This is a genomic window from Pantoea allii (assembly GCF_002307475.1).
GTDB lineage: Bacteria > Pseudomonadota > Gammaproteobacteria > Enterobacterales > Enterobacteriaceae > Pantoea > Pantoea allii.
In genome coordinates, this window is sequence record NZ_NTMH01000011.1 from 112,698 (window position 1) to 137,242 (window position 24,545).

Annotated in this window: 25 protein-coding genes and 1 other annotated feature; of the genes, 16 read left to right on the plus strand and 9 right to left on the minus strand. The window is 54.7% G+C overall.

Annotation, left to right across the window (positions count from 1 at the left end; genetic code table 11):
• Positions 1-77: 77 nt before the first annotated feature.
• Genes CMR03_RS03470 through ltnD form a run of 4 tightly spaced genes read right to left on the minus strand, consistent with a single transcriptional unit; the run spans position 78 to position 3,649 of the window.
• Complete coding sequence (locus CMR03_RS03470) at positions 78-863, minus strand: HPr family phosphocarrier protein (RefSeq protein ID WP_063880132.1); 786 nt, start codon at positions 861-863, stop codon at positions 78-80.
• Positions 863-1,489, minus strand: a complete 627-nt coding sequence (gene otnC / locus CMR03_RS03475; protein ID WP_096010781.1) for a 3-oxo-tetronate 4-phosphate decarboxylase — start codon at positions 1,487-1,489, stop codon at positions 863-865. The genes CMR03_RS03470 and otnC overlap by 1 nt, the downstream gene beginning before the upstream one ends.
• A complete protein-coding gene (otnK, locus tag CMR03_RS03480; RefSeq protein ID WP_096010943.1) occupies positions 1,482-2,744 on the minus strand; it encodes a 3-oxo-tetronate kinase in 1,263 nt (420 codons plus the stop codon). Before otnK ends, otnC begins: the two co-directional genes overlap by 8 nt.
• Positions 2,744-3,649, minus strand: a complete 906-nt coding sequence (gene ltnD, locus CMR03_RS03485) for an L-threonate dehydrogenase (RefSeq protein WP_096010782.1) — start codon at positions 3,647-3,649, stop codon at positions 2,744-2,746. The genes otnK and ltnD overlap by 1 nt, the downstream gene beginning before the upstream one ends.
• Positions 3,650-3,913: 264 nt before the next feature.
• Between ltnD and ygbI the strand changes: the two genes are divergently transcribed.
• Complete coding sequence (gene ygbI / locus CMR03_RS03490) at positions 3,914-4,681, plus strand: DNA-binding transcriptional repressor YgbI (RefSeq protein ID WP_096010783.1); 768 nt, start codon at positions 3,914-3,916, stop codon at positions 4,679-4,681.
• 54 nt (positions 4,682-4,735) lie between these two features.
• On the opposite strand, the gene CMR03_RS03495 is transcribed toward ygbI, so the two are convergent.
• Together CMR03_RS03495 and CMR03_RS03500 are read right to left on the minus strand one after the other, a co-directional pair.
• Positions 4,736-6,094 (minus strand): APC family permease, encoded by a 1,359-nt coding sequence (locus tag CMR03_RS03495; RefSeq protein WP_063880136.1) that lies wholly within the window; start codon positions 6,092-6,094, stop codon positions 4,736-4,738.
• Positions 6,095-6,469: 375 nt separating this feature from the next.
• A complete protein-coding gene (locus CMR03_RS03500) occupies positions 6,470-7,885 on the minus strand; it encodes a glutamine synthetase family protein (protein ID WP_096010784.1) in 1,416 nt (471 codons plus the stop codon).
• A 212-nt stretch (positions 7,886-8,097) separates the two neighbouring features.
• Between CMR03_RS03500 and puuD the strand changes: the two genes are divergently transcribed.
• From puuD to CMR03_RS03515, 3 genes are read left to right on the plus strand one after another with little or no spacing between them, the layout of a single operon-like run.
• Positions 8,098-8,859 carry a gamma-glutamyl-gamma-aminobutyrate hydrolase gene (puuD, locus tag CMR03_RS03505; protein WP_096010785.1) on the plus strand — a complete coding sequence of 254 codons (762 nt, stop codon included), beginning with the start codon at positions 8,098-8,100 and terminating at the stop codon, positions 8,857-8,859.
• Entirely contained in the window at positions 8,856-9,413 is a 558-nt protein-coding gene (puuR, locus tag CMR03_RS03510) for an HTH-type transcriptional regulator PuuR (protein WP_096010786.1), read from the plus strand. The genes puuD and puuR overlap by 4 nt, the downstream gene beginning before the upstream one ends.
• A gap of 27 nt (positions 9,414-9,440) precedes the next feature.
• A complete protein-coding gene (locus tag CMR03_RS03515; RefSeq protein WP_096010787.1) occupies positions 9,441-10,718 on the plus strand; it encodes an NAD(P)/FAD-dependent oxidoreductase in 1,278 nt (425 codons plus the stop codon).
• A gap of 44 nt (positions 10,719-10,762) precedes the next feature.
• Here CMR03_RS03515 and CMR03_RS03520 read toward each other — a convergent pair whose 3' ends face one another.
• A complete protein-coding gene (locus CMR03_RS03520; RefSeq protein ID WP_063880141.1) occupies positions 10,763-11,590 on the minus strand; it encodes an SDR family oxidoreductase in 828 nt (275 codons plus the stop codon).
• A 178-nt stretch (positions 11,591-11,768) separates the two neighbouring features.
• Here CMR03_RS03520 and hisL point away from each other — a divergent pair, with 178 nt between their 5' ends.
• From hisL to CMR03_RS03575, 12 genes are all read left to right on the plus strand, one after another.
• Complete coding sequence (gene hisL, locus CMR03_RS24925; RefSeq protein WP_100396937.1) at positions 11,769-11,816, plus strand: his operon leader peptide; 48 nt, start codon at positions 11,769-11,771, stop codon at positions 11,814-11,816.
• Positions 11,792-11,912 (plus strand) — a sequence feature (His leader region). Its footprint overlaps the gene before it by 25 nt.
• Positions 11,913-11,964: 52 nt before the next feature.
• Positions 11,965-12,864, plus strand: coding sequence for an ATP phosphoribosyltransferase (gene hisG / locus CMR03_RS03525; protein ID WP_063880142.1), 900 nt, complete (start codon positions 11,965-11,967; stop codon positions 12,862-12,864).
• A 3-nt stretch (positions 12,865-12,867) separates the two neighbouring features.
• The gene (gene hisD, locus CMR03_RS03530) at positions 12,868-14,175 is read left to right on the plus strand and encodes a histidinol dehydrogenase (RefSeq protein ID WP_063880143.1); all 1,308 of its coding nucleotides are present in this window, start codon (positions 12,868-12,870) and stop codon (positions 14,173-14,175) included.
• On the plus strand, positions 14,172-15,242 hold the full coding sequence (gene hisC / locus CMR03_RS03535; RefSeq protein WP_096010788.1) for a histidinol-phosphate transaminase: 1,071 nt from the start codon (positions 14,172-14,174) through the stop codon (positions 15,240-15,242). Before hisD ends, hisC begins: the two co-directional genes overlap by 4 nt.
• Before the next feature lie 2 nt (positions 15,243-15,244).
• Complete coding sequence (gene hisB / locus CMR03_RS03540) at positions 15,245-16,312, plus strand: bifunctional histidinol-phosphatase/imidazoleglycerol-phosphate dehydratase HisB (protein ID WP_096010789.1); 1,068 nt, start codon at positions 15,245-15,247, stop codon at positions 16,310-16,312.
• A complete protein-coding gene (gene hisH / locus CMR03_RS03545) occupies positions 16,312-16,902 on the plus strand; it encodes an imidazole glycerol phosphate synthase subunit HisH (RefSeq protein WP_063880146.1) in 591 nt (196 codons plus the stop codon). Before hisB ends, hisH begins: the two co-directional genes overlap by 1 nt.
• Positions 16,902-17,639: a 1-(5-phosphoribosyl)-5-[(5-phosphoribosylamino)methylideneamino]imidazole-4-carboxamide isomerase gene (gene hisA, locus CMR03_RS03550; protein ID WP_063880147.1), complete on the plus strand. Its 738-nt coding sequence runs from the start codon at positions 16,902-16,904 to the stop codon at positions 17,637-17,639. Before hisH ends, hisA begins: the two co-directional genes overlap by 1 nt.
• Positions 17,621-18,397, plus strand: a complete 777-nt coding sequence (gene hisF, locus CMR03_RS03555; protein ID WP_096010790.1) for an imidazole glycerol phosphate synthase subunit HisF — start codon at positions 17,621-17,623, stop codon at positions 18,395-18,397. The genes hisA and hisF overlap by 19 nt, the downstream gene beginning before the upstream one ends.
• Complete coding sequence (hisIE, locus tag CMR03_RS03560) at positions 18,391-19,002, plus strand: bifunctional phosphoribosyl-AMP cyclohydrolase/phosphoribosyl-ATP diphosphatase HisIE (RefSeq protein WP_096010791.1); 612 nt, start codon at positions 18,391-18,393, stop codon at positions 19,000-19,002. The genes hisF and hisIE overlap by 7 nt, the downstream gene beginning before the upstream one ends.
• A gap of 88 nt (positions 19,003-19,090) precedes the next feature.
• Positions 19,091-19,570, plus strand: a complete 480-nt coding sequence (locus CMR03_RS03565; RefSeq protein ID WP_063881212.1) for a YbaK/prolyl-tRNA synthetase associated domain-containing protein — start codon at positions 19,091-19,093, stop codon at positions 19,568-19,570.
• A gap of 66 nt (positions 19,571-19,636) precedes the next feature.
• Positions 19,637-20,434: an ABC transporter substrate-binding protein gene (locus CMR03_RS03570; protein WP_096010792.1), complete on the plus strand. Its 798-nt coding sequence runs from the start codon at positions 19,637-19,639 to the stop codon at positions 20,432-20,434.
• 104 nt (positions 20,435-20,538) lie between these two features.
• Positions 20,539-21,837 (plus strand): succinylglutamate desuccinylase/aspartoacylase family protein, encoded by a 1,299-nt coding sequence (locus CMR03_RS03575; RefSeq protein ID WP_096010793.1) that lies wholly within the window; start codon positions 20,539-20,541, stop codon positions 21,835-21,837.
• Between the two features lie 192 nt (positions 21,838-22,029).
• Here CMR03_RS03575 and wzzB read toward each other — a convergent pair whose 3' ends face one another.
• Both wzzB and gndA read right to left on the minus strand, forming a co-directional pair.
• Positions 22,030-23,034, minus strand: a complete 1,005-nt coding sequence (wzzB, locus tag CMR03_RS03580; RefSeq protein ID WP_096010794.1) for an LPS O-antigen chain length determinant protein WzzB — start codon at positions 23,032-23,034, stop codon at positions 22,030-22,032.
• Between the two features lie 96 nt (positions 23,035-23,130).
• Positions 23,131-24,540 (minus strand): NADP-dependent phosphogluconate dehydrogenase, encoded by a 1,410-nt coding sequence (gene gndA, locus CMR03_RS03585; protein WP_096010795.1) that lies wholly within the window; start codon positions 24,538-24,540, stop codon positions 23,131-23,133.
• Positions 24,541-24,545: the final 5 nt, after the last annotated feature.

Here is a 24,545-nt window from a genome sequence, read left to right on the forward strand (position 1 = left end):
AACCTGATGCTGGTGCGTATAAAAGACGACCAGAACTGCACCGGTGCTGACACACCGGTGTGATGTTTATCAATTCCTTAGCGGTTTTTTGCCCAGGGCGAGAACCAGTTCAGCCCCTGAACGGTGTCCCCGCGCGGGATATACTCACAGCCGATCCAGCCGTCATATCCCACTTCATCCAGTAAGCGGAACAGCCAGGGATAGTTGATCTCCCCTTCGTCCGGTTCGTGGCGGTCGGGGGCCGCGGCAATCTGCACGTGGCGGTAACGTCCCGCGTAATGGCGAATCAGATGGCTGAGGTTGCCGTCCACGATCTGGGCATGGAACAGATCAAGCTGAGTAAACACGTTGGGACGGTCGATCAGGTCGACCATCTCCAGCGTCTGATACTGGCTGGCATACAGATAGCGCGGTTTCGTCGTGGGATTTAACGCTTCGATTAATAGCCTGATGTTATGGGGTGCGAAGCGTTCTGCGGCGTAACGCATATTGCTGACAAAGGTGTCAACGTACTGCTGGCGATCCGCACCCGGCGGTACGGTGGCCGCCATGATATGCACCTGGGGGCAGTCAAGCGCCAGCGCGTAGGCCAGCGCGCTGTCGATATCGGCCCGTGCCTCCGCTTCCCGGCCAGGGATAGCGCTGACGCCCCATTCGCCAGCCGCAACGTTGCCCGGTGCCGTATTGAACAGCACCAGCTTTAGGCCGTTGTCATCCAGCAGCGGTTTTAGCTGCTCAGCCGAATAATCATAAGGGAACAGAAACTCCACCGCCTCAAATCCGGCCTGTGCGGCGGCGGCAAAGCGCTGCAGGAACGGCACCTCATTGAACTGGGTAGACAGGTTGGCTGCAAACTTTGGCATTATCGGCTCCTGAGTTCGGCGACGTCGTCAGCGCTGAGATAGCGGATGGCCCGATCGCCCAGAGTAAAGATCAGGCGCGCGGTCTCTTCCAGTTCTTCGGTATTGTCCGCGGCTTCCTGCAGAGATTTACCCATCACGACCGGGCCATGGTTAGCCAGCAAAAACGCACGATAGCGCGGTGCCAGCTGTGCCAGATCTTCCGCCAGTCGCACGTCACCGGGTTTGTAGTAAGGCACAACCGGCACATCGCCCACCCGCATCACCACGTAGGGCGTGAACGGGCGGATGCAGTTCTGGCTGTCCAGATTTTGCAGGCACGACAGCGCGGTCAGATAGTGGCTGTGCAGATGAACGACCGCCTGGCAGTCCGGATTGTTCAGGTAGAGCGCCCGGTGAAAGGCGATTTCTTTTGAGGGTTTATCCCCGCCAAGCCATTCTCCCTGTAACGTGACCGTTGACAGAAGGCTGGCATCCAGCGCTCCCAGGCAGGAACCGGTGGGTGTTGCCAGCAGATTGCCGTCGTCCAGCAGCAGGGAAAGGTTGCCGGCTGACCCGGTGGCATAACCGCGCTGGAAGAACGACGCACCGAGTTTGACCATCTCTTCACGGGCCTGTTGTTCAGTCATGGGGAAACTCCGTTTGCGCGCGACGGAAAAAGTGCTCGTCGCCAAAATTACCGGATTTGAGCGCCAGCGACAGCGGCTGCTGTATATCTCTGACCCAGGGAACACCCGGCGAGATCACCGGGCCAATATGAAACGCGGTGACGCCCAGGCTTTGGGCGACCACGCCCGAGGTTTCGCCGCCCGCGACAATAAAACGCTGCCAGCCGCGGGATTGCAGTTCCCGGGCCACCTGCGCAAACAGCTGCTCTACCGCTTCACTACTGCGCTGCGCGCCATATTGCTGTTGGATCGACTGCAGCTGTTGGGCCTCGGCGGTGGCAAATAACATCGGGGCCAGCGGTCCATCGCTATTTTCTGCAACCCAGTCACAAAGCACCTGTGCGTAATGTTCATCACTGAGACAACGCTCGACGCTGATCGCCTGGGCTGGTGCCTGCTGTTGATAGGCCGTGACCTGGCGATGAGTCATCTGTGAACAGGAGCCGGACAGCACGACGGCCCGCTCACCCTGGGGATAACCGGCACGCTGCGCCTGACGTTTATCGCCGCTGTCGCCTGACCACTGACGTGCCAGGCCAATCGCCAGCCCGGAGCCACCGGTAACCAGCCGCCTGTCCTGCAGCGCCTGGCCCTGTGCTAACAGATGCTGCTCACTGAGCGTATCAATCACCACATAGTTAACGCCCTGCTCGCGCAGTTGATCCAGCTGCTGCTTTATCGCCATGGCCCCCTGATCCACGGTGGCGGCAGAAATGAGACCGGCTGTTCCCGTACTCTGACTTTCCATCAGCCGTAGCAGATTGCTGTCAGTCATTGGCGTGACCGGATGATGACGCATGCCGGAGTCGGACAGCAGCTGTTCACCGACAAACAGATAGCCCTGATAGACGGTGCGACCGTTCACCGGCAGGGCCGGACAGATTACCGTTTGCGTCTCATTCAGCTCAGCCAGCAGCGCATCGGTGACCGGGCCAATATTGCCGCCGCGCGTGCTGTCGAAGGTGGAACAGTATTTGAAATAAAAACGTTCACAGCCTTGCTGTTGCAGCCAGCGCAGCGCGTTGAGCGACTGTGTCACCGCCTGATCAGCCGGACAGGAACGTGACTTAAGGCTGATCACAATGGCCTGCGCATCAGACGGCGCGTCCTCCTGAGGGATGCCGTTAAACTGAATCGTGGACAGGCCGTTTTGCACCAGAAAGCTGGCAATGTCGGTTGCGCCGGTAAAGTCATCGGCAATCACACCTAAACGTATCATGCTTTCTCCTGGCGCTGCGGCAGCGTAATCCCGCTGAAGATTTTAATGACCGCGCTGTCATCCTCGCGCCCAAAACCGGCATTGCTGGCTTCGGTGAACATAGTGAGTGCGGTGGACGCCAGCGGCAGCGGGAAATGCAGGGCTTGCGCAGTATCGGCGACCAGATTCAGGTCTTTCACAAAGATGTCGACCGCTGAGGTTGGGCGGTAATCGCCGTCAACAACGTGGCGCATGCGGTTTTCAAACATCCATGAATTCCCTGCGGCATTGGTGACCACCTCATACATCGTATCCAGGGGAATCCCGGCGCGGGCGGCCAGCGCCATCGCTTCGGCCCCGACGGCAATATGCACGCCAGCCAGAAGCTGATGAATGATCTTGACCGTGGAACCCTGACCGATTTCGCTCCCGACGCGGTAAACCTTCGCCGCCACCGCGTCCAGCACCGGCTGCAACGCCGCAAACGCCGCATCGCTGCCTGACGCCATGACGGTCATGTCGCCTGTCGCGGCTTTGGCCGCACCGCCTGACACCGGCGCGTCCAGCATCAGCAGTTGATGGTCAGCCAGCCCTTGTTCGATTTGCTTTGCATCCTGCGCGGACAGGGTTGAGGAGACCATGACCACCGTGCCGGGTCGAAGCCTGGCAGCCAGTCCCTCTTCGCCAAACAGGATGGCGTTAACCTGCTTCGCGTTGACCACCAGCAGCAGCACGGCATCAAGCTGCTCAGCAAACGCGTGCGCTGAGGTCTGCGCATCGCGCGCGCCAGCCTGACGCAGTGTCTCCAGCGCCAGCGGATTCAGATCGACGCCCCACGTTGACAGCCCTGCCCGGATACACGACTGCGCCGCGCCCATTCCCATTGAACCTAAGCCTATGACACAGACTTGTGAAACTGGCATCGGTGGCCTCCCTTGTTAAATTAAGTGAATTTTTGATTTCTGTTGTTGATAGTGCCAATAAAGTGCGCACAAAAACGTGCCTTAATTCACATAAATTAACGCAAAAGGATCGATATTAAACATTTATTCACACTGGAAATGCGCCGGCCCCGACTGTTCACTGCCTTTAACAGCCGGTTCAGCGGGGGAAACCGCGTTAAAATTTCCGTGTGTCTTCGTGAGCCGATGCTCTACAATGTGAAAAAATGATAAATCGAGGTAGTTATGATCCCCGTTGAGCGTCATCAACAGATCCTGGCTCTGGTGGCAGAGCGCGGCGTCATGAGCATTGCCGAGCTCACGGAGCGGTTTGGCGTGTCACATATGACCATTCGCCGCGATGTGCAAAAGCTGGAAGAGCAAGGCGCGGTGCTGTCCGTGTCGGGTGGCGTGCGTTCCGCTAACCGGCTGGCCAGTGAACCCTCGCATCTGACCAAGACGGCCCTGTTCAATGATCAGAAGAAGGCGATAGGACGACTGGCGGCCCAGCATATTCCGCGAAACAGCTGTATTTATCTGGATGCCGGCACCACCACGCTGGCACTGGCACGGGAAATCGCCGAGCGGGACGATTTGTTAGTGGTGACCAATGATTTTATGGTGACCAATTTGCTGATGGAGACAAGTCGTTGCCGGGTCATTCATACCGGCGGCACAGTATGTCGCGATAATCGCTCCTGCATTGGCGATGCGGCAGCGCGCAGCCTGCGCCAGTTGGCAATCGATATTGCGTTTGTTTCCACCTCAAGCTGGGGACTGCGTGGATTGTTTACGCCGGACGAAGATAAAGTGGCGGTGAAGCAGGCGGTATGTGACGTCAGCAGCAAACGCGTGCTGCTCAGTGACAGCTCTAAATACGACAAAATCGCCACCTGGCTGGCCTTACCGCTGGAGACGTTCGATGTCATTATTACCGACAGTCAGCTGAATGCGACGGGACGTGAAGCGTTGAGTACGGGGAGCTGGGAATTGGTGATCGCGCGGGAAAACTGAATGGATGCTGCCCTGCTCTGCTCCCGTCATCGGGAACAGAACAGGGCCAGGGTCTTACACTTCTTCGCTAAACTGCGGAACAGGATTGCGGAAACTGCGGGTCACAAACGCCAGATAAATAATACCAATGGCAGCCCAGATCAGGCCCAGCACCATTGAGCTTTGCTCCAGGTTTACCCACAGCGCACCCACGGTCAGCGCGCCCAGCATCGGCAGAACCAGATACTGGAAGTGATCGTTAAGGGTTTTGTTACGTTTTTCACGTACCCAGTACTGCGCGATCACCGACAGGTTCACGAAGGTAAAGGCCACCAGCGCACCAAAGTTAATCAGCGCGGTGGCGGTGACCAGGTCAAAGTTAATCGCCATCAGCGCCACGGCACCGACCAGAATCACGTTCAGGGACGGCGTGCGCCATTTTGGATGGATATAACCGAAGAAACGCTCCGGGAAGACACCATCACGGCCCATTACATACATCAGACGTGAAACACCCGCGTGTGCCGCCATACCGGAAGCCAGTACCGTGACCACAGAGAAGACCAGGATACCGACCTGCAACGCTTTACCCGCCACGTACAGCATGATTTCAGGCTGTGAGGAGTCCGGCTCTTTAAAGCGCGAGATGTCCGGGAAGTACAGCTGCAGGAAGTAGGACGCCACGATAAACATCAGGCCACCAATCAGCGCGGTCAGGAAAATCGCACGCGGAATGGTCCGTTCTGCATCTTTGGTTTCTTCCGACAGCGAGCTGATGCCGTCAAAGCCCAGGAACGAGAAACACAGAATGGTCGCCCCCGTAATCATCGGCACCACATGGGCGTTCTCCGACCAGAACGGCTTGCTGCTGACCACGGTTCCCGCGCCTTCACCGTGCGCCACACCGTAAATCACCATGGCCGTAATCCCGACCATCACCACAACCTGCAAAATCACAATCACGCTGTTGAAGTTGGCAACGGTTTTGATGCCCTTAAGGTTGGACAGCGTCATAAAGCCGACCAACAGCACCACGAAAATCCACGACGGGATACCTGGCACCAGGGTTTCAAAATAGTTTTTTGCCAGCAGGATGTTAATCATCGGCATGAACAGATAGTCCAGCAGCGATGACCAGCCCACCATAAAGCCGACATGCGGACTGATTGCCTTTTGAGCGTAGGTATAAGCGGAGCCCGCAGATGGGAAGCGGCGTACCAGCTTACCGTAACTCACGGCAGTGAACAGAATCGCAATCAGGGCGAAAGCATAAGCGGTGGCAACGTGACCGTCGGTCAGACCCGAGACAATCCCAAAGGTATCAAACAGGGTCATCGGCTGCATGTAGGCTAAGCCCATCATGACGACCGGCAGTAACGTCAGCGTTTTTTTCAGTTGAGCACGTTGTGGTGCAGCAGAGGTATTAAGCGACATGCTTCAGTCCTCCTTGCGCAGCAACCTGACTGGGTTGACTCACAAGGATACTGCGCATTAAGCGACAGGGAGTAAGGTTTGCGGCAAGCGCGGCGCCGTAGTCGTCACGAAAACGTGTACCAGCCTGAGCCGGTAGAGTATTAAACATCCCCATCTTTACATCCTCTATCTCACGCCAATGCGTGTTTTCAGTGTTTATCTATCCGGGTACGCGCCCGGCCTCGGTTGTGTCAGCGAAAATTCACTCTGTGATAACGTGCAAAAAAATAACCGGCGCGGTGAGCGTCGGTTATGTTCTGAATTTGCAGGGGGCGTATTTTGCCCCAACCCAACGCATTATTTCAAGACGTTGTCGCATAGAATGCAAAATATTAATCAGGCGTTCTTTAACATCCAATCAATTTCCGTGGAAGTGATTAACCTTTCGAACTGCATTAGTTCATAATTTTTACAGCTAAACCACACTTTGGCAAACTTCTCACCCAGTAACTTTTGTAAAGGGTTGCTGTTTTCAAATTCATAAAGGGCATCACTTTGCCGTATCGGTAATGCCAGCCCTTCCGCCTCATGACCATTACCTTTTACCGGCTGCGGTAAGGAGAGCGGCGTATCAAGACCGTGCAACATCCCGGCTAAAATCGCTGACATCACCAGATACGGATTCGCATCCGCCCCGGCAACCCGATACTCAATACGACGACTTTCTATATCGCCACAGGGGATGCGCAGCGCAACCGTGCGGTTGTTATGGCCCCAGGATGCCTGTAACGGCACATAGGCTTCCGGTACAAAACGGCGGTAGGCATTCACGTTTGGTGCCAGTAGCGCCATGGAAGCCGGCATTAAATCAATCATGCCGGCCAGGGTGCGCTTCAGCAGCGGTGAGTCGCTGCCGTCGTCGCAGGCAAAGGCATTATGGTCGGCCGCATCCAGCATACTGATATGCACGTGCATGCCACTGCCTGCATAGTCCTCATAGGGCTTCGCCATGAAGGTCGCCGTCATGCCGTGATTTTCAGCCACCTGACGAATCAGGCGCTTAAGCTGAATGGCGTGGTCGCAGGCGCTCAGTACGTCCCGTGTATGGTGCAGGTTGATTTCAAACTGCCCAGGCGAGGCTTCTGCCAGCGCGCCGTCGGCTGGAATCCCCTGCAGGCGGGCCAGCGTGTCGATATCCCGTAGTACATCGGAGAAGTGATCAAGGTTGTCCAGAGAATAGACCTGGCTCTGCATATTGCGCTCGTCGCTGCCCGGCGCACAGGGCGGCTGAATAAAGCCTTCGGCATCGCGCTTTTTATCGACCAGATAGAACTCCAGCTCTACCGCTACCACCGGAAAAAGCCCTCGGTTACGCAGCTGTTGCCACAGCCGGTTCAGGACATTTCGGGGTTCAACGTCAAAGGGAGTGCCATCTTGGTTGCACATGGTTAACAGCAGTTGTGCAATGTGTTGCGGATCGGCGGCAGAGGGAACGAGCGTATCCGGAATGGGGAGGCAAAGATTATCGGGCTCGCCGAGAGACTGTCCCAGCCCGGCGTCTTCAACGGTGTTGCCAAGAATATCCATGGCAAACACAGAAGCGGGGAAGTAGCAGCCTTTCTCCAGCTTCGCTAACGCGGAAACCGGGATGCGCTTACCACGAAAAACACCATTTAAATCATTCAGTAAAATATCAACGTACTGCGTTTCAGGGTGGCGCTCCAGCCAGTTTTTCACCTCTTGCTGGAACGCGCTGGTTCGTCTCTCTTCACTGTGCAACGTGAAGTCTTCTACTTCTACCAGGTTAGTCATGATTTCATCCGCCTTTAACCACAAAATGGGAGTGCGTAATGCTCAAAAAAACGGCCACACCTCTAACATAGCGCTAACACAAAAAGTGTGCAAATGTAACAAATCTGTTTGAAGATTCAGCGATGGGTTGCTAGATTGACAAAATATTGCACACTTAACCGTCAGTTATGCCCTTTTCGTCAAATATTTTGAACAGCTGTTGAGGGGGAAGCATGGGCATTATTTTTGACAAGCCGTTGATTGGCGTAGTGATGTGCCAGACTCATCATCAGGGCCATCCTGTCCAGTCGGTGCATAATAAATATCTTGATGCTGTCGTTATCGCCGGTGGCGCGCCGCTCGCTCTGCCTCATCAGCTTATGGCTGCCCCGCATCTATTAGAAAACGCTATGGCTGCACTGGACGGCATCTTACTGACCGGCAGCCCAAGCAACCTTGAACCCTGGCTGTATGGTGAAGAAGGCGAGGAACCGGACGCAGATGCAGGACGGGATCGTCTGGCCTTTAACCTGATTACGCACGCCGTGGGTAAACAGCTGCCGTTATTTGGCATTTGCCGCGGCATGCAGGAGCTGGTGGTGGCTAACGGCGGTGCACTTTATCGTCACCTTAATCAGCATCCCCAGTTTCAGCGCCATCACGATGATGATGCCGCCCCGCTCCCCCAGCAGTACGCACCCGCTCACGACGTCAATATTGAACCCGGCGGATTACTGGCCGCGCTGCTGGGTACTGCGCCGTTAAGCGTAAACTCGGTGCATCATCAAGGCATTCGTGAAGCCGGGCCTCAGCTGCGCATTGAAGCCCGATCGCCGGACGGACTGATTGAGGCCATAAGCCTGGCCAGACATCCTTTCGCGCTGGCCGTGCAGTGGCATCCAGAATGGCAATTGAAACCCGCGACGCCTTCCTTTCAACTGTTTAACGGCTTTATTCAGGCCGCGCATCTCTACAAACGGGAAAAGCAACAATGAGCGATGCGACCCAGGCTCCCGGGCGACGCCTGTCGCAGATTCGCCAGGCGATGGGCTTATCCCAACGGCGCGTTGCTGAACTGGCTGGTCTCACCCACAGCGCGATCAGCACCATTGAACAGGACAAGGTCAGCCCGGCGGTCAGTACGCTGCAAAAGCTGTTAAAGGTCTATGGCCTGTCGCTGTCGGAGTTTTTCTCTGAGCCGAAGGGGCAGGATGGGCCAAAAGTGGTAGTGCGCGCTGGGGATCTGCTGGAGATCGGCAGCCAGGGCGTTTCACTGAAGCTGATTGATAACGGCACCACCCGACGAGCCCTGGGCATGCTGCTTGAGACGTATCAACCCGGTGCCAGTACCGGGGAAAAGTTACGTCACGCGGGTGAAGAAACCGGCACGCTGCTGGAAGGCCAGATTGTACTGGAGATAAACGGTCAGCAATTTCACCTCTCTGCCGGTGAGAGTTATGTCATCGATACGGGCCTGCCACACAGTTTTACCAACCCTGCCGATGTGCCTTGTCGCATCGTCAGCGCCCATACGCCCGCTAATTTTTAACCCGGGTCGACAGCCAAGGAGCTTGATATGAATTATGTGGAAAATTACTACACTGCGACAAGGAATCCACATGCGCCCTGGCCGGTATTGCAGGAGAGCGTTCAGTGTGACGTTTGCATCATTGGCGCGGGGTTTACCGGATTATCCGCCGGGCTGTTTTTAACCGAGGCCGGCTACGATGTGGTCCTGCTTGAAGCGTCACGGGTCGGCTTTGGTGCCAGCGGCCGTAACGGCGGCCAGGCGGTCAACTCTTACAGCCGTGATGTGGATGTGATTGAGCAACGTTACGGCAACGATACCGCGAAAATGCTGGGCAGCATGATGTTTGAAGGCGGTGATATCATCCGTGACCGCATCGATCGTTACGCGATTGCCTGCGACTATCGGCCTGGCGGGATTTTTGCTGCCTTTAATGCCCGTCAGATGGCGCACCTGGCAAAACAAAAAGCAGCATGGGCGCGCTATGGTAATCATGAGCTTGAACTGCTGGATGAACGTGGGATTCGGCGCGAAGTGGCAAGTGAACGCTATGTCGGCGGTTTGCTCGATAAACGTGGGGCACATTTGCATCCCCTCAACCTGGCACTGGGCGAAGCCGAAGCGATTCGCCGTCACGGCGGGCGCATTTATGAGCAGTCCGCCGCGTTAAGCGTCAACTATGGCTCACCTAATCGGGTGAAAACCGCTCAGGGGGAAGTCAGCGCCACCTTCCTGGTTTTTGCGGGTAATGCCTATTTACCTTCCGAACTGGAGCCGCGCCTGAGCCGAAAAAGTATGCCCTGCGGCTCGCAGATTATTGCCACCGAACCGCTGTCCCGCGATCAGGCCCTGGCGCTGTTACCCAATAATTATTCGGTAGAGGACTGTAATTATCTGCTGGATTATTTTCGCCTGAGCGCTGACAACCGCCTGCTCTACGGCGGCGGGGTGATTTACGGCGCGCGGGAACCCGCCGACGTAGAGAAAATAATCCGCCCTAAGATGCTGCGCACCTTTCCGCAGTTACATAACGTGAAACTCGATTTCGCCTGGAGCGGCAATTTTCTGCTGACGATGTCACGTATGCCGCAGTTTGGTCGGCTGGAAAACAATGTCTATTTTATGCAGGGCGACAGCGGTCATGGCGTCACCGCAACGCATCTCTCCGGCAAACTGATCAGCGAAGTGCTGCGCGGTGATGCGGAACGCTTTGACGCTTTCGCCAGACTGCCTCATCTGCCCTTCCCTGGCGGACGGCGGTTTAAAGTGCCGCTGACGGCAATGGGCGCAGCCTGGTATGCGCTGCGCGACAGGCTCGGCGTCTGACAGCCGGTTCATACATTCATTGCCCGGCGAGGGGAAAACCGGGCTTATTCCAGAGGCATTTTTTGCGGGTCATCGTAGCGGTACTCAAAACCCAGCTCGTGACAAATCCGCGAACCGTCTATTAGCTTACCGCTGTCGTCACCGGCTTCAGGCGCAAAGGTCGGTGGCGTCATGCCCAACTGGCGTGAGACGCCGGGGTAGAACTGCGCACGAGACGGATGTTTCAGAGAGCACAGGTTGAACGTGCGCCCGCCTTTAGGCGTTTGTAACAGCAACAGGATGGCCTCAACCACATCATCAAGGTGAACCAAATTGACACCATGTGAACCGTTGGGCAGCGCCAGCTTACCGGCCAGGAAACGTCCCGGATGACGCTTTGGCCCCACCAGCCCTGCCAGACGCAGAATATCCACGCTGGTGCCAGGTAAATCATGCAGCCAGTTTTCCAGTTCCACCAGCGTTTTGCCCGCCGTGGTTTCCGGTTGCAAGGCGCTTTTTTCGGTTTTGATGCCTGAGCTGCCGCCATAGACGGATGTCGAGCTGGTAAAGATAATACGCGGTACGTTACGGGCCAGCGCCGTGTCTACCACGTTTTGCACCGCCTGTACGTAAGCGTCCCCGCCCTCTGCCGTGCGGCTGGCGGGCAAGGTGACGACCAGCGCGTCAACGTCGAACAGCACGTCCAGATCTTCCGCATCGCAGATAAGGTCGGGCGTCAGTTCCAGTTGAAACGCGTCGATACCGCAGCGACGGGCCGCCTCAACGCCATCCGGCGTGGTTTTACTGCCGGTGACCTGCCAGCCTCTGGCGGTTAACGCCGTAGCTAACGGCATGCCCAGCCAGCCCAGTCCTACTATTGCGACCTTTTTCATTTTGTCTCCTGCTGCAGACTTCAAGATGTTCTCATCTTAAGCCTCCGCTGAGTTGCAAACCAGTTCAAAGTGTTTCGGCGCTTTGCGAATAACAACATTAAAAAAGAGTTGCCAATTTCAACTATCTTCGTTAGGTTAATTCCACACAAATGAATAACTTTTCATTATCGAGAATTTTATGACACGCGTTCAGTTCAACCATCATCACCACCATCACCCTGACTAGTCTTTCAGGCGATGTGTGCTGGAAGACGTCTAGGATCTTCCAGTGGTGCGAACGCAAGAGAACCCCCGGAAGATCGTCTTCCGGGGGTTTTTTTATGGGCTGACGCAAATCAATCATTCAGGACAGGTCAATCAAGGGGACAGGAACGATGTTAGACAATAGCCGTTTACGCATAGCTATGCAGAAATCAGGTCGATTAAGCGATGATTCACGCGAGCTGCTGGCACGCTGTGGTATCAAAATTAATCTTCAGCAACAGCGTCTGATCGCCTTTGCGGAAAATATGCCTATTGATATCCTGCGGGTGCGCGATGACGATATTCCGGGACTGGTAATGGACGGCGTAGTGGATCTGGGCATTATCGGCGAGAACGTGCTGGAAGAAGAGATGCTGAACCGCCGCGCGCAGGGCGAAGACCCGCGTTATTTCACGCTGCGTCGTCTGGATTTTGGCGGTTGCCGCCTGTCACTGGCCATGCCGGTTGACGACGCGTACAGCGGCCCGCAGGGCCTGAACAATGCCCGTATCGCCACCTCCTATCCTCACCTGTTAAAACAGTATCTCGACAAGCAAGGCGTCAACTTTAAATCCTGTTTATTAAACGGCTCGGTAGAAGTGGCACCGCGTGCCGGTCTGGCCGACGCGATCTGCGACCTGGTCTCCACCGGCGCGACGCTGGAAGCGAACGGCCTGCGCGAAGTAGAAGTCATTTATCGCTCAAAAGCCGTGCTGATTCAGCGCGACGGCGAGATGCCAGCCGCCAAGCAGGAGCTGATCGATAAAATGATGACCCGCATTCAGGGCGTGATCAAAGCGCGTGAATCGAAATACATCATGTTACACGCGCCAAGCGAGCGTCTGGAAGACGTGATCAGCCTGTTGCCGGGTGCCGAACGCCCGACTGTCCTGCCGCTGGCGGGCGATGTCAGCCGCGTGGCGATGCACATGGTGAGCAGCGAGACGCTGTTCTGGGAAACCATGGAAAAACTCAAAGCGCTGGGTGCCAGTTCTATTCTGGTGTTGCCAATCGAAAAAATGCTGGAGTAAGCGATGAGCAAAATCATGACGCCCGTGAATTGGCAAGCGTGCAGCCGCGAGGAGCAACAGGCGCTGCTGGCGCGCCCCGCACTCTCCTCATCTGACAGCATCAGTCAGATTGTGCGCGATGTGTTGGTCAGGGTGAAAGACGAGGGTGACGCGGCATTACGTGAATTCAGCGCGCGCTTTGACAAGGTCGACGTAAAAACGCTGCGCGTCACACCGCAGCAGATTCAGGCCGCCAGCGATCGCCTTGGTGACGAACTGAAGCAGGCGATGGCAGTAGCCATTGGCAATATTGAAACCTTTCACCGGGCGCAGATCTTACCGCCGGTGGATGTGGAAACGCAGCCCGGCGTGCGCTGTCAGCAAATGACGCGCCCGGTACAATCCGTCGGTTTGTATATTCCTGGCGGTTCTGCCCCGCTATTCTCTACCGTGTTGATGTTGGCGACGCCTGCACGCATTGCCGGTTGCGGTCGCGTCGTGCTGTGTTCGCCTCCGCCCATTGCGGATGAAATTCTCTACGCAGCGCAGCTCTGCGGGGTGGAAGAGGTGTTTCAGGTTGGTGGTTCACAGGCGATTGCCGCCCTGGCCTTTGGCACGGAAAGCATTCCTAAGGTGGACAAAATTTTCGGCCCGGGCAATGCCTGGGTGACCGAGGCCAAACGTCAGGTGAGCCAGCGTCTTGATGGCGCGGCGATTGATATGCCCGCCGGTCCGTCGGAAGTGCTGGTGATTGCCGATGAAGGTGCGACGCCGGCTTTCGTTGCCTCTGACCTGCTGTCACAGGCGGAACACGGCCCCGATTCGCAGGTGATTCTGCTGACGCCTTCCCAGGCGCTGGCTGAGCGCGTCGCCGACGCGGTTGAAGAACAGCTGGCCCAGTTGCCACGCGCCGCGACTGCCCGGCAGGCGCTGGAAAGCAGCCGTCTGATCGTGGCCCAGGATATGCAACAGTGCCTCGACATTTCCAACCGATATGGCCCGGAGCATCTGATTCTGCAAACCCGCGCGCCACGGGATCTGGTCGAACACATCACCAGCGCCGGTTCGGTTTTTCTGGGAGACTGGTCGCCGGAATCGGCGGGTGACTATGCATCCGGTACTAACCACGTGCTGCCCACCTATGGCTACACCGCCACCTGCTCCAGCCTGGGCCTGGCCGACTTTCAGAAACGCATGACCGTGCAGGAACTGACACCGCAGGGCTTCCTGAACCTGGCAGCGACCATCGAAACCCTGGCGGCGGCTGAGCAGCTGCATGCCCATAAAAATGCCGTTACGTTGCGCGTTGCCGCACTCAAGGAGCAAGCATGAGTCAGGATATTGAACAGCTGGCACGGGCTAACGTGCGGGCACTGACGCCCTATCAGTCGGCCCGACGCCTGGGCGGCAATGGTGATGTCTGGCTGAACGCTAACGAGTTCCCGCTGCCGGTGCCCTTTGAGCTGTCGCAGCAAACCCTGAATCGCTACCCGGAATGCCAGCCGAAACAGGTGATCACGCGTTATGCGGCCTATGCCGGTCTCACGCCAGAGCAGGTGCTGGTTAGCCGTGGTGCAGATGAAGGCATTGAACTGCTGATGCGTGCATTTTGTGAGCCGGGGAAAGATGCCATTCTTTTCTGCCCACCGACCTATGGCATGTACAGCGTCAGTGCCGAAACCATCGGTATTGAATACCGTACCGTTCCGGCGCTGAAAGACTGGCAGTTGAACCTGCCCGCGATTGCCGAACAACTCGACGGTGTGAAAGTGGTCTACATGTGCAGCCCGAATAACCCCACCGGTAATCTGATTGATCAGGACGATATCCGTCAGTTGCTGGCGATGACCGCCGGAAAAGCGCTGGTCGTCGCGGACGAAGCCTATATTGAGTTTTGCCCCCAGGCGACGCTCGCGGGCTGGTTAAAGGATTATCCGCACCTGGTGATTCTGCGTACCTTATCGAAAGCTTTTGCGCTGGCTGGCCTGCGCTGTGGCTTTACCCTGGCGAATAAGCCGGTCATCGATTTGCTCATGAAAGTGATTGCGCCCTATCCGCTTGCCACACCGGTCGCCGACGTCGCGGGCCAGGCCCTGAACGAGGAAGGCGTTGCCCTGATGCGCCAGCACGTGGAAGAGCTGAATGCCAATCGCCGCTGGCTGTTTGAGCAGTTACCACAGATTCGCGCCGTAGAGCAGGTTTTTCCCAGCGAAACCAACTATATTTTGGTGCGCTTTACTGACTCGCCGCGGGTCTTTAAAACCTTGTGGGATCAGGGCATTATTTTGCGTGACCAAAACAAGAATCCCGGCCTTGCAGGCTGTCTGCGTATCTCTGTGGGAACCCGAACAGAGTGCGAACGCCTGATCGCCGCGCTGCAAGCCTTATCTCTGGAGTAAGCATGAGTCAGAAGACCCTTTTTATTGACCGCGATGGCACGATTATCTCTGAACCTCCGCAGGATTTTCAGGTGGATCGCATGGATAAGCTGGCATTTGAGCCGGATGTGGTGCCCGCGCTGCTGGCGCTTCAGGACGCAGGCTATCAGCTGGTGATGATCACCAATCAGGACGGTCTGGGCACGGACAGTTTTCCTCAGGCCGATTTTGATGGCCCGCACAATCTGATGATGCAGATCCTGAACTCGCAGGGCATTAGCTTTAGCGACATTTTGATCTGCCCACATAAGCCAGACGATCACTGCGACTGCCGCAAGCCAAAAACCAAAATGGTGGAAGCCTGGCTGGCAGAGGGCGCACTCGACATCGCGCAAAGCTATGTGATTGGCGATCGTCAGACCGATATTCAGCTGGCCGAGAACATGGGCATTCAGGGCATTCGCTACGGCACAGAAGGTCAGGACTGGAAAGCCATTCAGCAACAGCTGACACAACGCGATCGCTATGCACTGGTACAGCGCAACACCAAAGAAACCCAGGTGCGCGTCGAGGTCTGGCTGGACCGTGAAGGCGGTAGCAAGATCAATACCGGTGTGGGGTTCTTTGACCACATGCTGGATCAGATTGCCGTACACGGCGGCTTTCGCATGAACATCGAAGTAAAAGGCGACCTGTACATTGACGATCACCACACGGTTGAAGATACCGGTCTGGCACTGGGTGAAGCACTGCTGAAAGCCCTGGGCGATAAGCGCGGCATTGGTCGGTTTGGCTTTGTGCTGCCAATGGACGAATGCCTGGCGCGCTGCGCGCTGGATATTTCCGGTCGTCCGCATATCGAATTCAAAGCCGAATTCAGCTACCAGCGCGTGGGCGATCTCAGCACGGAGATGGTGGAACATTTCTTCCGTTCGCTGTCCTACGCCATGATGAGCACCCTGCACCTGAAGACGAAAGGTAAAAACGACCACCACCGTGTGGAAAGCTTGTTCAAAGCCTTTGGCCGTACGCTGCGTCAGGCCATTCGCGTGGAAGGAAATACCCTGCCGAGCTCGAAAGGAGTGCTCTAATGAACGTGGTGATCCTGGATACGGGCTGTGCCAACCTGTCATCGGTAAAGTGGGCCGTTGAACGTCTGGGCTACGCGCCAGAGGTCAGCCGCCATCCTGACGTGGTGCTGCGCGCCGATAAGCTGTTTCTGCCGGGCGTAGGTACGGCCCAGGCCGCCATGAATCAGTTAGAAGAGCGCGAGCTTATTGAGCTGGTCAAAGCCTGTACGCAACCGGTCTTAGGTATTTGTCTGGGGATGCAACTGCTGGGCAGCCACAGCGAAGAGAACGGCGGCGTGCCGACGCTGGGCATTATCGACCAGCCGGTTTCGCTGATGGATACTCAGGGGTTGCCGCTGCCGCACATGGGCTGGAACCAGATTACCTCGCAGGCCGGAAATCATCTGTTTCGCGGCATCGATGAAGGCAGCTATTTCTACTTCGTCCACAGCTATGCCATGCCGGTAAACGCCAGCACCATTGCCCAGTGCCACTATGGTCAGGCCTTTACCGCCGCAGTGCAGAAAGATAATTTCTTTGGCGTGCAGTTCCACCCGGAACGCTCTGGCAAAGTGGGCGCACAGTTGCTGAAAAACTTCCTGGAGATGTAATGATTATCCCCGCATTAGATTTAATCGATGGCAAGGTCGTGCGCCTGCATCAGGGTGATTATGCGCAACAGCGTGATTACGGCAGCGATCCCCTGCCCCGTTTGCAGGACTACGCAGGCCAGGGCGCAACGGTATTGCACCTTGTTGACCTGACCGGTGCCAAAGACCCGGCTAAACGCCAGATTGCCTTACTGAAAAACCTGCTCAACGGCGTAAATGCGATCGTGCAGGTTGGCGGTGGTATTCGTACCCGGGATGACGTAAAAGCGTTGCTGGATGCGGGCGCCAGCCGGGTCGTTGTCGGTTCAACCGCCGTGAAACAGCCCGAGGACGTCAAAGCCTGGTTTCAGGAATTTGGCCCCGAGGCCATCGTGCTGGCGCTGGACGTCCGTATTGATGCGGCGAACCGTAAAGACATCGCCATCAGCGGCTGGCAGGAAGCGGCCGGTGTGACGCTGGAAGAGGTGATCGAACAGTTCCAGCCCGTTGGCCTCAGGCATGTCCTCTGCACGGATATTTCCCGCGACGGTACGCTCAGCGGCTCGAATGTGGAACTCTATAAAGAAGTGACCGCGCGCTTTCCGCAGATTGCGTTTCAGTCGTCGGGCGGTATTGGTGAACTCAGTGATATTGCCGCCTTACGCGGCAGTGGCGTTCAGGGCGTGATTGTCGGGCGTGCGCTGCTGGAAGGTAAATTTACGGTTTCGGAGGCAATAGCATGCTGGCAAAACGGATAATTCCCTGTCTTGATGTGCGTGACGGTCAGGTGGTGAAAGGCGTTCAGTTTCGTAATCATGAAATTATCGGTGATATCGTGCCGCTGGCGCAGCGCTATGCGGAAGAAGGGGCCGACGAACTGGTATTTTATGATATCACCGCCTCATCGGATGACCGTGTGGTGGATAAAAGCTGGGTTTCGCGCGTCGCTGAGGTTATCGATATTCCTTTCTGCGTGGCGGGCGGGATTAAAACCCCGGAAGATGCGGCCCGGATTCTGGAGTTTGGTGCGGATAAAATCTCCATCAACTCCCCTGCCCTGGCCGATCCTTCCTTGATCACCCGGCTGGCCGACCGCTTTGGCGTGCAGTGCATCGTAGTGGGCATTGATACCTGGTTTGATGATGCCAGCGGCAAATATCATGTTAATCAGTACACGGGCGATGAATCCCGGACGCGCGTCACCCAGTGGGAAACGCGCGACTGGGTGCAGGAAGTGCAGAAGCTTGGCGCAGGTGAGATTGTGCTGAACATGATGAATCAGGACGGCGTGCGCAATGGCTATGACCTGATACAGCTAAAGACAATGCGTGAAGTGTGCAAGGTGCCGCTTATCGCCTCCGGTGGCGCAGGTACCATGGCCCACTTCCTTGAGGCCTTTGAACAGGCCAACGTTGACGGTGCCCTTGCGGCATCGGTGTTTCACAAACAGATTATTAATATCGGCGAGCTGAAACGCTTTCTGATCGACAACGGTGTGGAGATTCGCGCGTGTTAACTGAACAACAGTTGTCCCGGTTAGACTGGGAAAAGACCCAAGGCATGATGCCCGTTATCGTCCAGCACAGCGTATCTGGCGAAGTTCTGATGCACGGTTATATGAACCAGGATGCGCTGAAGAAAACCCTGCAGGACGGTAACGTGACGTTTTTTTCACGTACCAAAAACCGGCTGTGGACCAAAGGTGAAACTTCTGGTCACTTTTTGCAGGTCGTCAGCATTACGCCGGACTGTGACAACGACACGTTGCTGGTGCTGGCGAACCCGATTGGCCCAACCTGTCATCTTGGTACGTCCAGCTGCTTCTCGCCTGCTGCCCCTGACTGGACGTTCCTCTATCAGCTGGAACAACTGCTGGCATCACGTAAAAGCGCCGATCCGGACAGCTCTTACACCGCGAAACTCTATGCCAGCGGCACCAAGCGCATTGCACAGAAAGTCGGTGAAGAAGGTGTAGAAACCGCACTGGCGGCGACGGTGAACGATCGTGAAGAGCTGACCAATGAAGCCTCGGATCTGATCTATCACCTGCTGGTACTCCTGCAGGACCAGGCGTTAGACTTCAGCACGATTATCAGTAATCTGCGCGCCCGTCATAAGTAGATTGTCCTCTCTGCTGCTCCTCCGTCAGGCGGGCAGCAGCGTTACAAAAAGGCGCGGTGGCGCCTTTTTTATTAAAACGGAAAAGCCGATGCTCAGTACCCATGAAAAATTGATCGCGTTGCTCGATCAACATCAGGCACGTTACCGGCTGGTCGCCCATCAGCCCAGCGGCAAATGTGAAGCCGTCGCACAACTCCGCGGCACCGATGTCGGTCAGGGTGCAAAGGCGCTGGTGTGCCATGTCAAAGGCAATGGGGTTAAACAGCATGTGCTGGCGGTGTTGCCGGCCGACCAGCAGGCGGACCTGTCCAAAGTGGCTGCGGCAGTGGGCGGACGCCGAGCCTCACTCGCCTCACCGGCGGAAGTGGACAGCCTTACCGGCTGTGTATTTGGCGCTATTCCGCCATTCAGCTTTCATCCCGATTTACTGCTGATTGTCGATCCGCTGCTGTTTGAACGTTACGATGAGATTGCGTTTAATGCGGGCGTGCTGGACCACTCAGTGATCCTGAACACCCAGGATTACCGTGCACTTTGTGGGGCTAACACTGTGAAAATCATCCTCTAATTGCCATCACCCCGGTCGAAAGGTACTCTGCGTAATACAACATTACGACAACAGAAGATCTTAACTATGGCAACGAAAACCCTCAAAACCCGCCTGCGCGCTGCGCTGGCACTGGCCGTGCTTGCCGGTTGTGCGTTCGGCGCACAGGCAAAAATCGAACAGGTCCGCTTCGCTGTCGATCCCACCTATCCGCCTTTCGAATCAAAAACCCCGCAGGGCAAACTGGTGGGGTTCGATATCGACTTAGGCAACGCCCTGTGTGCACAGATGCAGGCGAAGTGCGTGTGGGTGGAAAGTCAGTTCGACGGCATGATCCCGGCACTCAAAGCCCGTAAATTCGATGCCATCCTGTCTGACATGGGCATTACAGAAGAGCGTTTGAAGCAAATCGACTTTACCCAGCCGCTTTACGATACCCACACTCAGCTTATCGCACGCAAAGGTTCTGGCCTGTTACCGACGCCAGAGTCGCTCAAAGGGAAAACGGTTGGTGTAGAACAGGGCACGGTGCAGGAACGTTATGCCCGCGCAAAATGGCAGCCGCATGGCGTCACCGTAGTGCCTTACGGCGATCAGGCCCAGGTGGAAAGCGATTTAGTGGCCGGACGCCTTGACGCGGTCTTTACCGATGCCGCGCAGGCCGCCAATGGTTTTCTGAAACAGCCGCAGGGCAAAGATTTTGCACTCGCAGGCCCGATTGTTCAGGACCCCATTATCGGTCCAGGCACGGCTATTGGCCTGCGCAAAGATGACACCGAGCTAAAAACGGCGCTGGATAATGCCTTTGATGAAATCAAGAAAAACGGCACCTTTGATAAGATTCAGAAGCACTATTTCTCGACCGACATTTCCATTCAAAAGTAAGGTCATGAAGGGCATTTTCGCCCTTCGGCCTCTGCAGGGCTATACTCAATGACTTTATGGGCAGCGCTTGCTGCCCTGAACCGACAAAAGGACATTAACACGGTATGTACCAACAACATCACCCCTTGTTAAGCGCCTCTCTCGGCACCCAGCGTGAAATCATCAGTTTTCATTTTGGCGATGACCCTACGCGACAGGTTTATATCCAGGCAGCCTTGCATGGGGATGAAATACCCGGCATGGCTGTCGCGTGGTTTTTGAAACAGCGTCTGCAAACCCTGGAGTCCGCCGGGCGGTTGAAAGCGTCGTTTACGCTGATCCCGGTTTCTAATCCTCTGGCGCTCAGCCAGCACTGGCATGGCACTCATTTAGGGCGATTTCATACCCAGACCGGTCAAGACTTTAACCGTAAGTTTCCGTCGCTTGGCGCCTCGCTGGCTAATGAACTGGCCACTGTCCTGACGCCAAACGAAACCCAGAACAAGCGGCTGATTCGCGATGCGATCGATCGCCACTACCGTGATACCGTGCCCAAAACGGAGCTTGAAGCACAGCGTTTCACGCTGATGCGCATGGCCAGCCAGGCTGATTTAATGATCGACCTGCATTGCGACTGGGAAGCCCTGCCGCATCTGTATACCACGCCTCATGCGTGGCCGGAGGTTGAACCGCTGGCACGCTGGTTAGGCAGTGAAGTTCAACTGCTGGCTCAAATTTCTGGTGGAGAGCCATTCGATGAAGCCTGTTGTGAACCCTGGCTGACGCTGGCTGACCGCTTTGGCGAACAGTTTCCGATGCCGCAGGGCTTGTTACCTGTGACGCTTGAACTTCGGGGCGTGCGCGACGTGTCACCAGAGCAGGCGGAGCAGGATGCCGATGCGATTATCAGCGCGCTACAGGAGTCAGGCTACATTACCGCCAGTGAGGCTGCCGTTTCTGTCGAAGTCGCGGCACCGGTTATCGGCGGTGATGAGCTGGTGTCGGTCGCCAGCGGCGGCGAAGATGTAGTAGGCGTTGACGAGAGCGGTACCGGACTCGGCGCTCCGGGTGTGGCAACGAGCATTGATGAAAGCAGCATTATTAAACAACGTCATATCGAAGGGACATCCGCCCTGTCGCCTGCGCTGAAAAATCCCCCTACTCCGCTTGCGGGTTGCGAATATGTTCACTCGCCGGTGTCGGGACTGATTCTGCATCGTAAACCTCTGGGTGCGCTTATCAGGCCAGGTGAAGTGGTCGCGGAGATTGTCGATCCGGTAACGGACCATATCACACCACTGGTGGCGGAGTTCGGTGGGATACTTTATGCCCGTCACTGGGCCAGATTTGCCACTGCAGGGATGTTGGTGTTGAGGTTGGCGGGAGAGAAGTCGGTGAGGAGTGGGGATTTGTTGGTTCAATAAGGTAAAAACTACAATTTTTAATAAATGTTCAGGATGTGGAGGTGATTTACCACCTACTCACAGATTTTACGAAAGATCTTTTAATCCTGATACCATCAAAATAAAAAAAAGCTCATTTTACAATGAGCTTTTTCTAACAATTACAATATCAACCTATCATTTTAGATTTCTTAGATGCGTCAATCGCCTTTATTATTTTTGCTTGTAACTGTAAAAAGCATTACGTGTAATAACAAACAATGCTCCAATAATTGCACCGCCTATTATAGCAAGAAATAATATAAGGCCCTTTTTAGGACTGTCTCGCCTAAATGGAAGATCCGCTTGAGAAATGTATCGATAGGATTGGAGGTTTTCAACCTCGACTTTTAGATGCGTCACAGCCAGCAAAGCGCGCTGAGCTTCATAATACTCTTTGCTATAATCAAGAGGTTTAGAATTCTCGTTTGTCACCATAGCATTCAGTGCATCAGTACCCAGTAAATATAAGGTATCATCAGAGAGAAATTCTGCCTGATTGACTTGCAGCTTATCGACGTTGGATGCCTGAGCAACTTTGAGAGCCTGCTTGATTACATCAAGTCGGTGCTCTTTTTGATTAATGGCAACCTGAGTATAGGTATCGAGCGTATTTGTCAGTTCCCTTGTTTTCACTCCAAGGTTACGCTTAATATCATCACCATAATCTCTCACAACATCAGCATTAACATTATCAATATATTTTGAAAGTTGTGATTGTGCTTCTTTAGCCGTGCTTCCAACAAATGAGATATTGAGTGCATCATCTCTTCCTTTGATGGGCTCTACTCGTAACGACAAAGGCTCTTCAAGGTTGGCAAGTGCGCCTGACAAGGCATTTAGAGAAGCGCTGAATCGGCCAAACAGTTGATTTTGTAACCCACTTAATGAAGGTTTATCTTGTGGTGTATCTGCATATACAATAGCTAAAGCAGCATTGTAGTTAGCAACCTGCCCTGCAGCGGGTAAAGTTACTGTAGCTTGCGATGTCCATTTTTCCTTAACCACACTCACATATATTATTGCTATAATAAGCGCCGTCATCATCCCAATGACAATAAATTTCTTACCTTGCCACAGCTGAAAAACAACATCTATTAAGTCAAGCTCATTGCTTGAAACAGAATTATTTTCATGGGCTGCAGATCCTTTACCTTTAGTGGAAATATTTTCATTCATAAAAATTCAACTCGGGATAGACTGTTTCCAATCGCGTTATATGCAAAAAGGCGAACTAAAAAACGAAACCTCCCAGAAGGGAGGTTTCGTTATAAATCAATCTAACCATTCAGTATGGAAAACGCCATCTTTATCGATGCGCTTATAGGTGTGCGCACCAAAATAATCACGTTGAGCCTGAATCAGATTAGCAGGCAGAACCTCTGAACGATAGCTATCGTAGTAGGCAATAGCGGCTGAGAAAGTCGGTGTTGGAATACCATTTTGTACGGCATAAGCCACAACATCACGCAGCGCTTGTTGGTACTGGTCAGCAATATCTTTGAAGTATGGCGCCAGCAGCAGGTTAGCAATGCCTGCATTCTCTGCATACGCATCCGTAATTTTCTGCAGGAATTGCGCACGGATAATACAGCCAGCACGGAAAATCTTCGCGATTTCACCATACTGCAGATCCCAGTTGTTCTCGTCTGATGCTGCACGTAGCTGTGAGAAGCCCTGTGCATAAGAAACGATTTTACCCAGGTACAGAGCGCGACGGACTTTTTCAATGAATTCAGCTTTATCGCCGGTAAAAGCGTTAGCCTGAGGACCGCTCAGAACTTTTGAAGCAGCGACACGCTGAGTCTTCAGTGAAGAAAGATAGCGCGCAAACACAGATTCGGTAATCAGCGACAGCGGCTCACCGAGATCCAGCGAACTCTGGCTGGTCCATTTACCCGTACCTTTGTTGGCTGCTTCATCAAGAATCACATCGACCAGGTAGTGACCTTCTTCATCTTTCTTAGTGAAAATGTCCTTGGTGATATCGATCAGATAACTGCTCAGTTCACCGTTATTCCACTCAGTAAAGGTTTCAGCCAGTTCTTCATTGTTCAGGCCGAGCGCCCCTTTCAGCAGAGCATAGGCTTCGGCAATCAGCTGCATATCGCCGTATTCGATACCGTTATGAACCATCTTAACGTAATGACCAGCACCGTCCGGACCGATATAAGAGACGCAAGCCTCTCCGTCCTCCGCACGTGCAGCAATCTTATCAAGAATAGGCGCAACCAGCTCATACGCTTCTTTCTGGCCACCAGGCATGATTGAAGGGCCTTTCAGTGCACCCTCTTCGCCGCCAGAAACACCAGTACCGATGAAGTTGAAACCCTGATCTGAAAGCTCTTTATTGCGACGGATGGTATCTTTATAGAAAGTATTCCCCCCATCGATCAGGATATCGCCCTTATCAAGGTGTGGAGTCAGAGAAGCAATCGTTTTATCTGTTGCTTCACCGGCTTGTACCATCAGAAGGATACGACGCGGTTTTTCCAGTGAATCAACAAACTCTTCAACGGTGTAGAACGGCGCAAGCTTCTTGCCTGGATTCTCAGCAATCACTTCATCAGTCTTCTCACGTGAGCGGTTAAAGACAGAAACGGTGTAGCCGCGGCTCTCAATATTAAGTGCCAAGTTGCGTCCCATTACTGCCATACCTACAACACCGATTTGTTGCTTAGACATATCTA

What these genes read in the sequence shown, in the direction of transcription:
- CMR03_RS03470 (WP_063880132.1), bottom strand. Translation starts at nt 863, where the DNA reads ATGCCAAAGTTTGCAGCCAACCTGTCTACCCAGTTCAATGAGGTGCCG.
- hisG (WP_063880142.1), top strand. Translation starts at nt 11,965, where the DNA reads ATGTTAGACAATAGCCGTTTACGCATAGCTATGCAGAAATCAGGTCGA.
- hisA (WP_063880147.1), top strand. Translation starts at nt 16,902, where the DNA reads ATGATTATCCCCGCATTAGATTTAATCGATGGCAAGGTCGTGCGCCTG.
- puuR (WP_096010786.1), top strand. Translation starts at nt 8,856, where the DNA reads ATGAGCGATGCGACCCAGGCTCCCGGGCGACGCCTGTCGCAGATTCGC.
- gndA (WP_096010795.1), bottom strand. Translation starts at nt 24,540, where the DNA reads ATGTCTAAGCAACAAATCGGTGTTGTAGGTATGGCAGTAATGGGACGC.
- CMR03_RS03515 (WP_096010787.1), top strand. Translation starts at nt 9,441, where the DNA reads ATGAATTATGTGGAAAATTACTACACTGCGACAAGGAATCCACATGCG.
- CMR03_RS03495 (WP_063880136.1), bottom strand. Translation starts at nt 6,094, where the DNA reads ATGTCGCTTAATACCTCTGCTGCACCACAACGTGCTCAACTGAAAAAA.
- hisB (WP_096010789.1), top strand. Translation starts at nt 15,245, where the DNA reads ATGAGTCAGAAGACCCTTTTTATTGACCGCGATGGCACGATTATCTCT.
- hisF (WP_096010790.1), top strand. Translation starts at nt 17,621, where the DNA reads ATGCTGGCAAAACGGATAATTCCCTGTCTTGATGTGCGTGACGGTCAG.
- hisD (WP_063880143.1), top strand. Translation starts at nt 12,868, where the DNA reads ATGAGCAAAATCATGACGCCCGTGAATTGGCAAGCGTGCAGCCGCGAG.
- wzzB (WP_096010794.1), bottom strand. Translation starts at nt 23,034, where the DNA reads ATGAATGAAAATATTTCCACTAAAGGTAAAGGATCTGCAGCCCATGAA.
- hisH (WP_063880146.1), top strand. Translation starts at nt 16,312, where the DNA reads ATGAACGTGGTGATCCTGGATACGGGCTGTGCCAACCTGTCATCGGTA.
- CMR03_RS03575 (WP_096010793.1), top strand. Translation starts at nt 20,539, where the DNA reads ATGTACCAACAACATCACCCCTTGTTAAGCGCCTCTCTCGGCACCCAG.
- CMR03_RS03570 (WP_096010792.1), top strand. Translation starts at nt 19,637, where the DNA reads ATGGCAACGAAAACCCTCAAAACCCGCCTGCGCGCTGCGCTGGCACTG.
- puuD (WP_096010785.1), top strand. Translation starts at nt 8,098, where the DNA reads ATGGGCATTATTTTTGACAAGCCGTTGATTGGCGTAGTGATGTGCCAG.
- CMR03_RS03500 (WP_096010784.1), bottom strand. Translation starts at nt 7,885, where the DNA reads ATGACTAACCTGGTAGAAGTAGAAGACTTCACGTTGCACAGTGAAGAG.
- CMR03_RS03520 (WP_063880141.1), bottom strand. Translation starts at nt 11,590, where the DNA reads ATGAAAAAGGTCGCAATAGTAGGACTGGGCTGGCTGGGCATGCCGTTA.
- otnC (WP_096010781.1), bottom strand. Translation starts at nt 1,489, where the DNA reads ATGACTGAACAACAGGCCCGTGAAGAGATGGTCAAACTCGGTGCGTCG.
- ygbI (WP_096010783.1), top strand. Translation starts at nt 3,914, where the DNA reads ATGATCCCCGTTGAGCGTCATCAACAGATCCTGGCTCTGGTGGCAGAG.
- ltnD (WP_096010782.1), bottom strand. Translation starts at nt 3,649, where the DNA reads ATGCCAGTTTCACAAGTCTGTGTCATAGGCTTAGGTTCAATGGGAATG.
- CMR03_RS03565 (WP_063881212.1), top strand. Translation starts at nt 19,091, where the DNA reads ATGCTCAGTACCCATGAAAAATTGATCGCGTTGCTCGATCAACATCAG.
- hisC (WP_096010788.1), top strand. Translation starts at nt 14,172, where the DNA reads ATGAGTCAGGATATTGAACAGCTGGCACGGGCTAACGTGCGGGCACTG.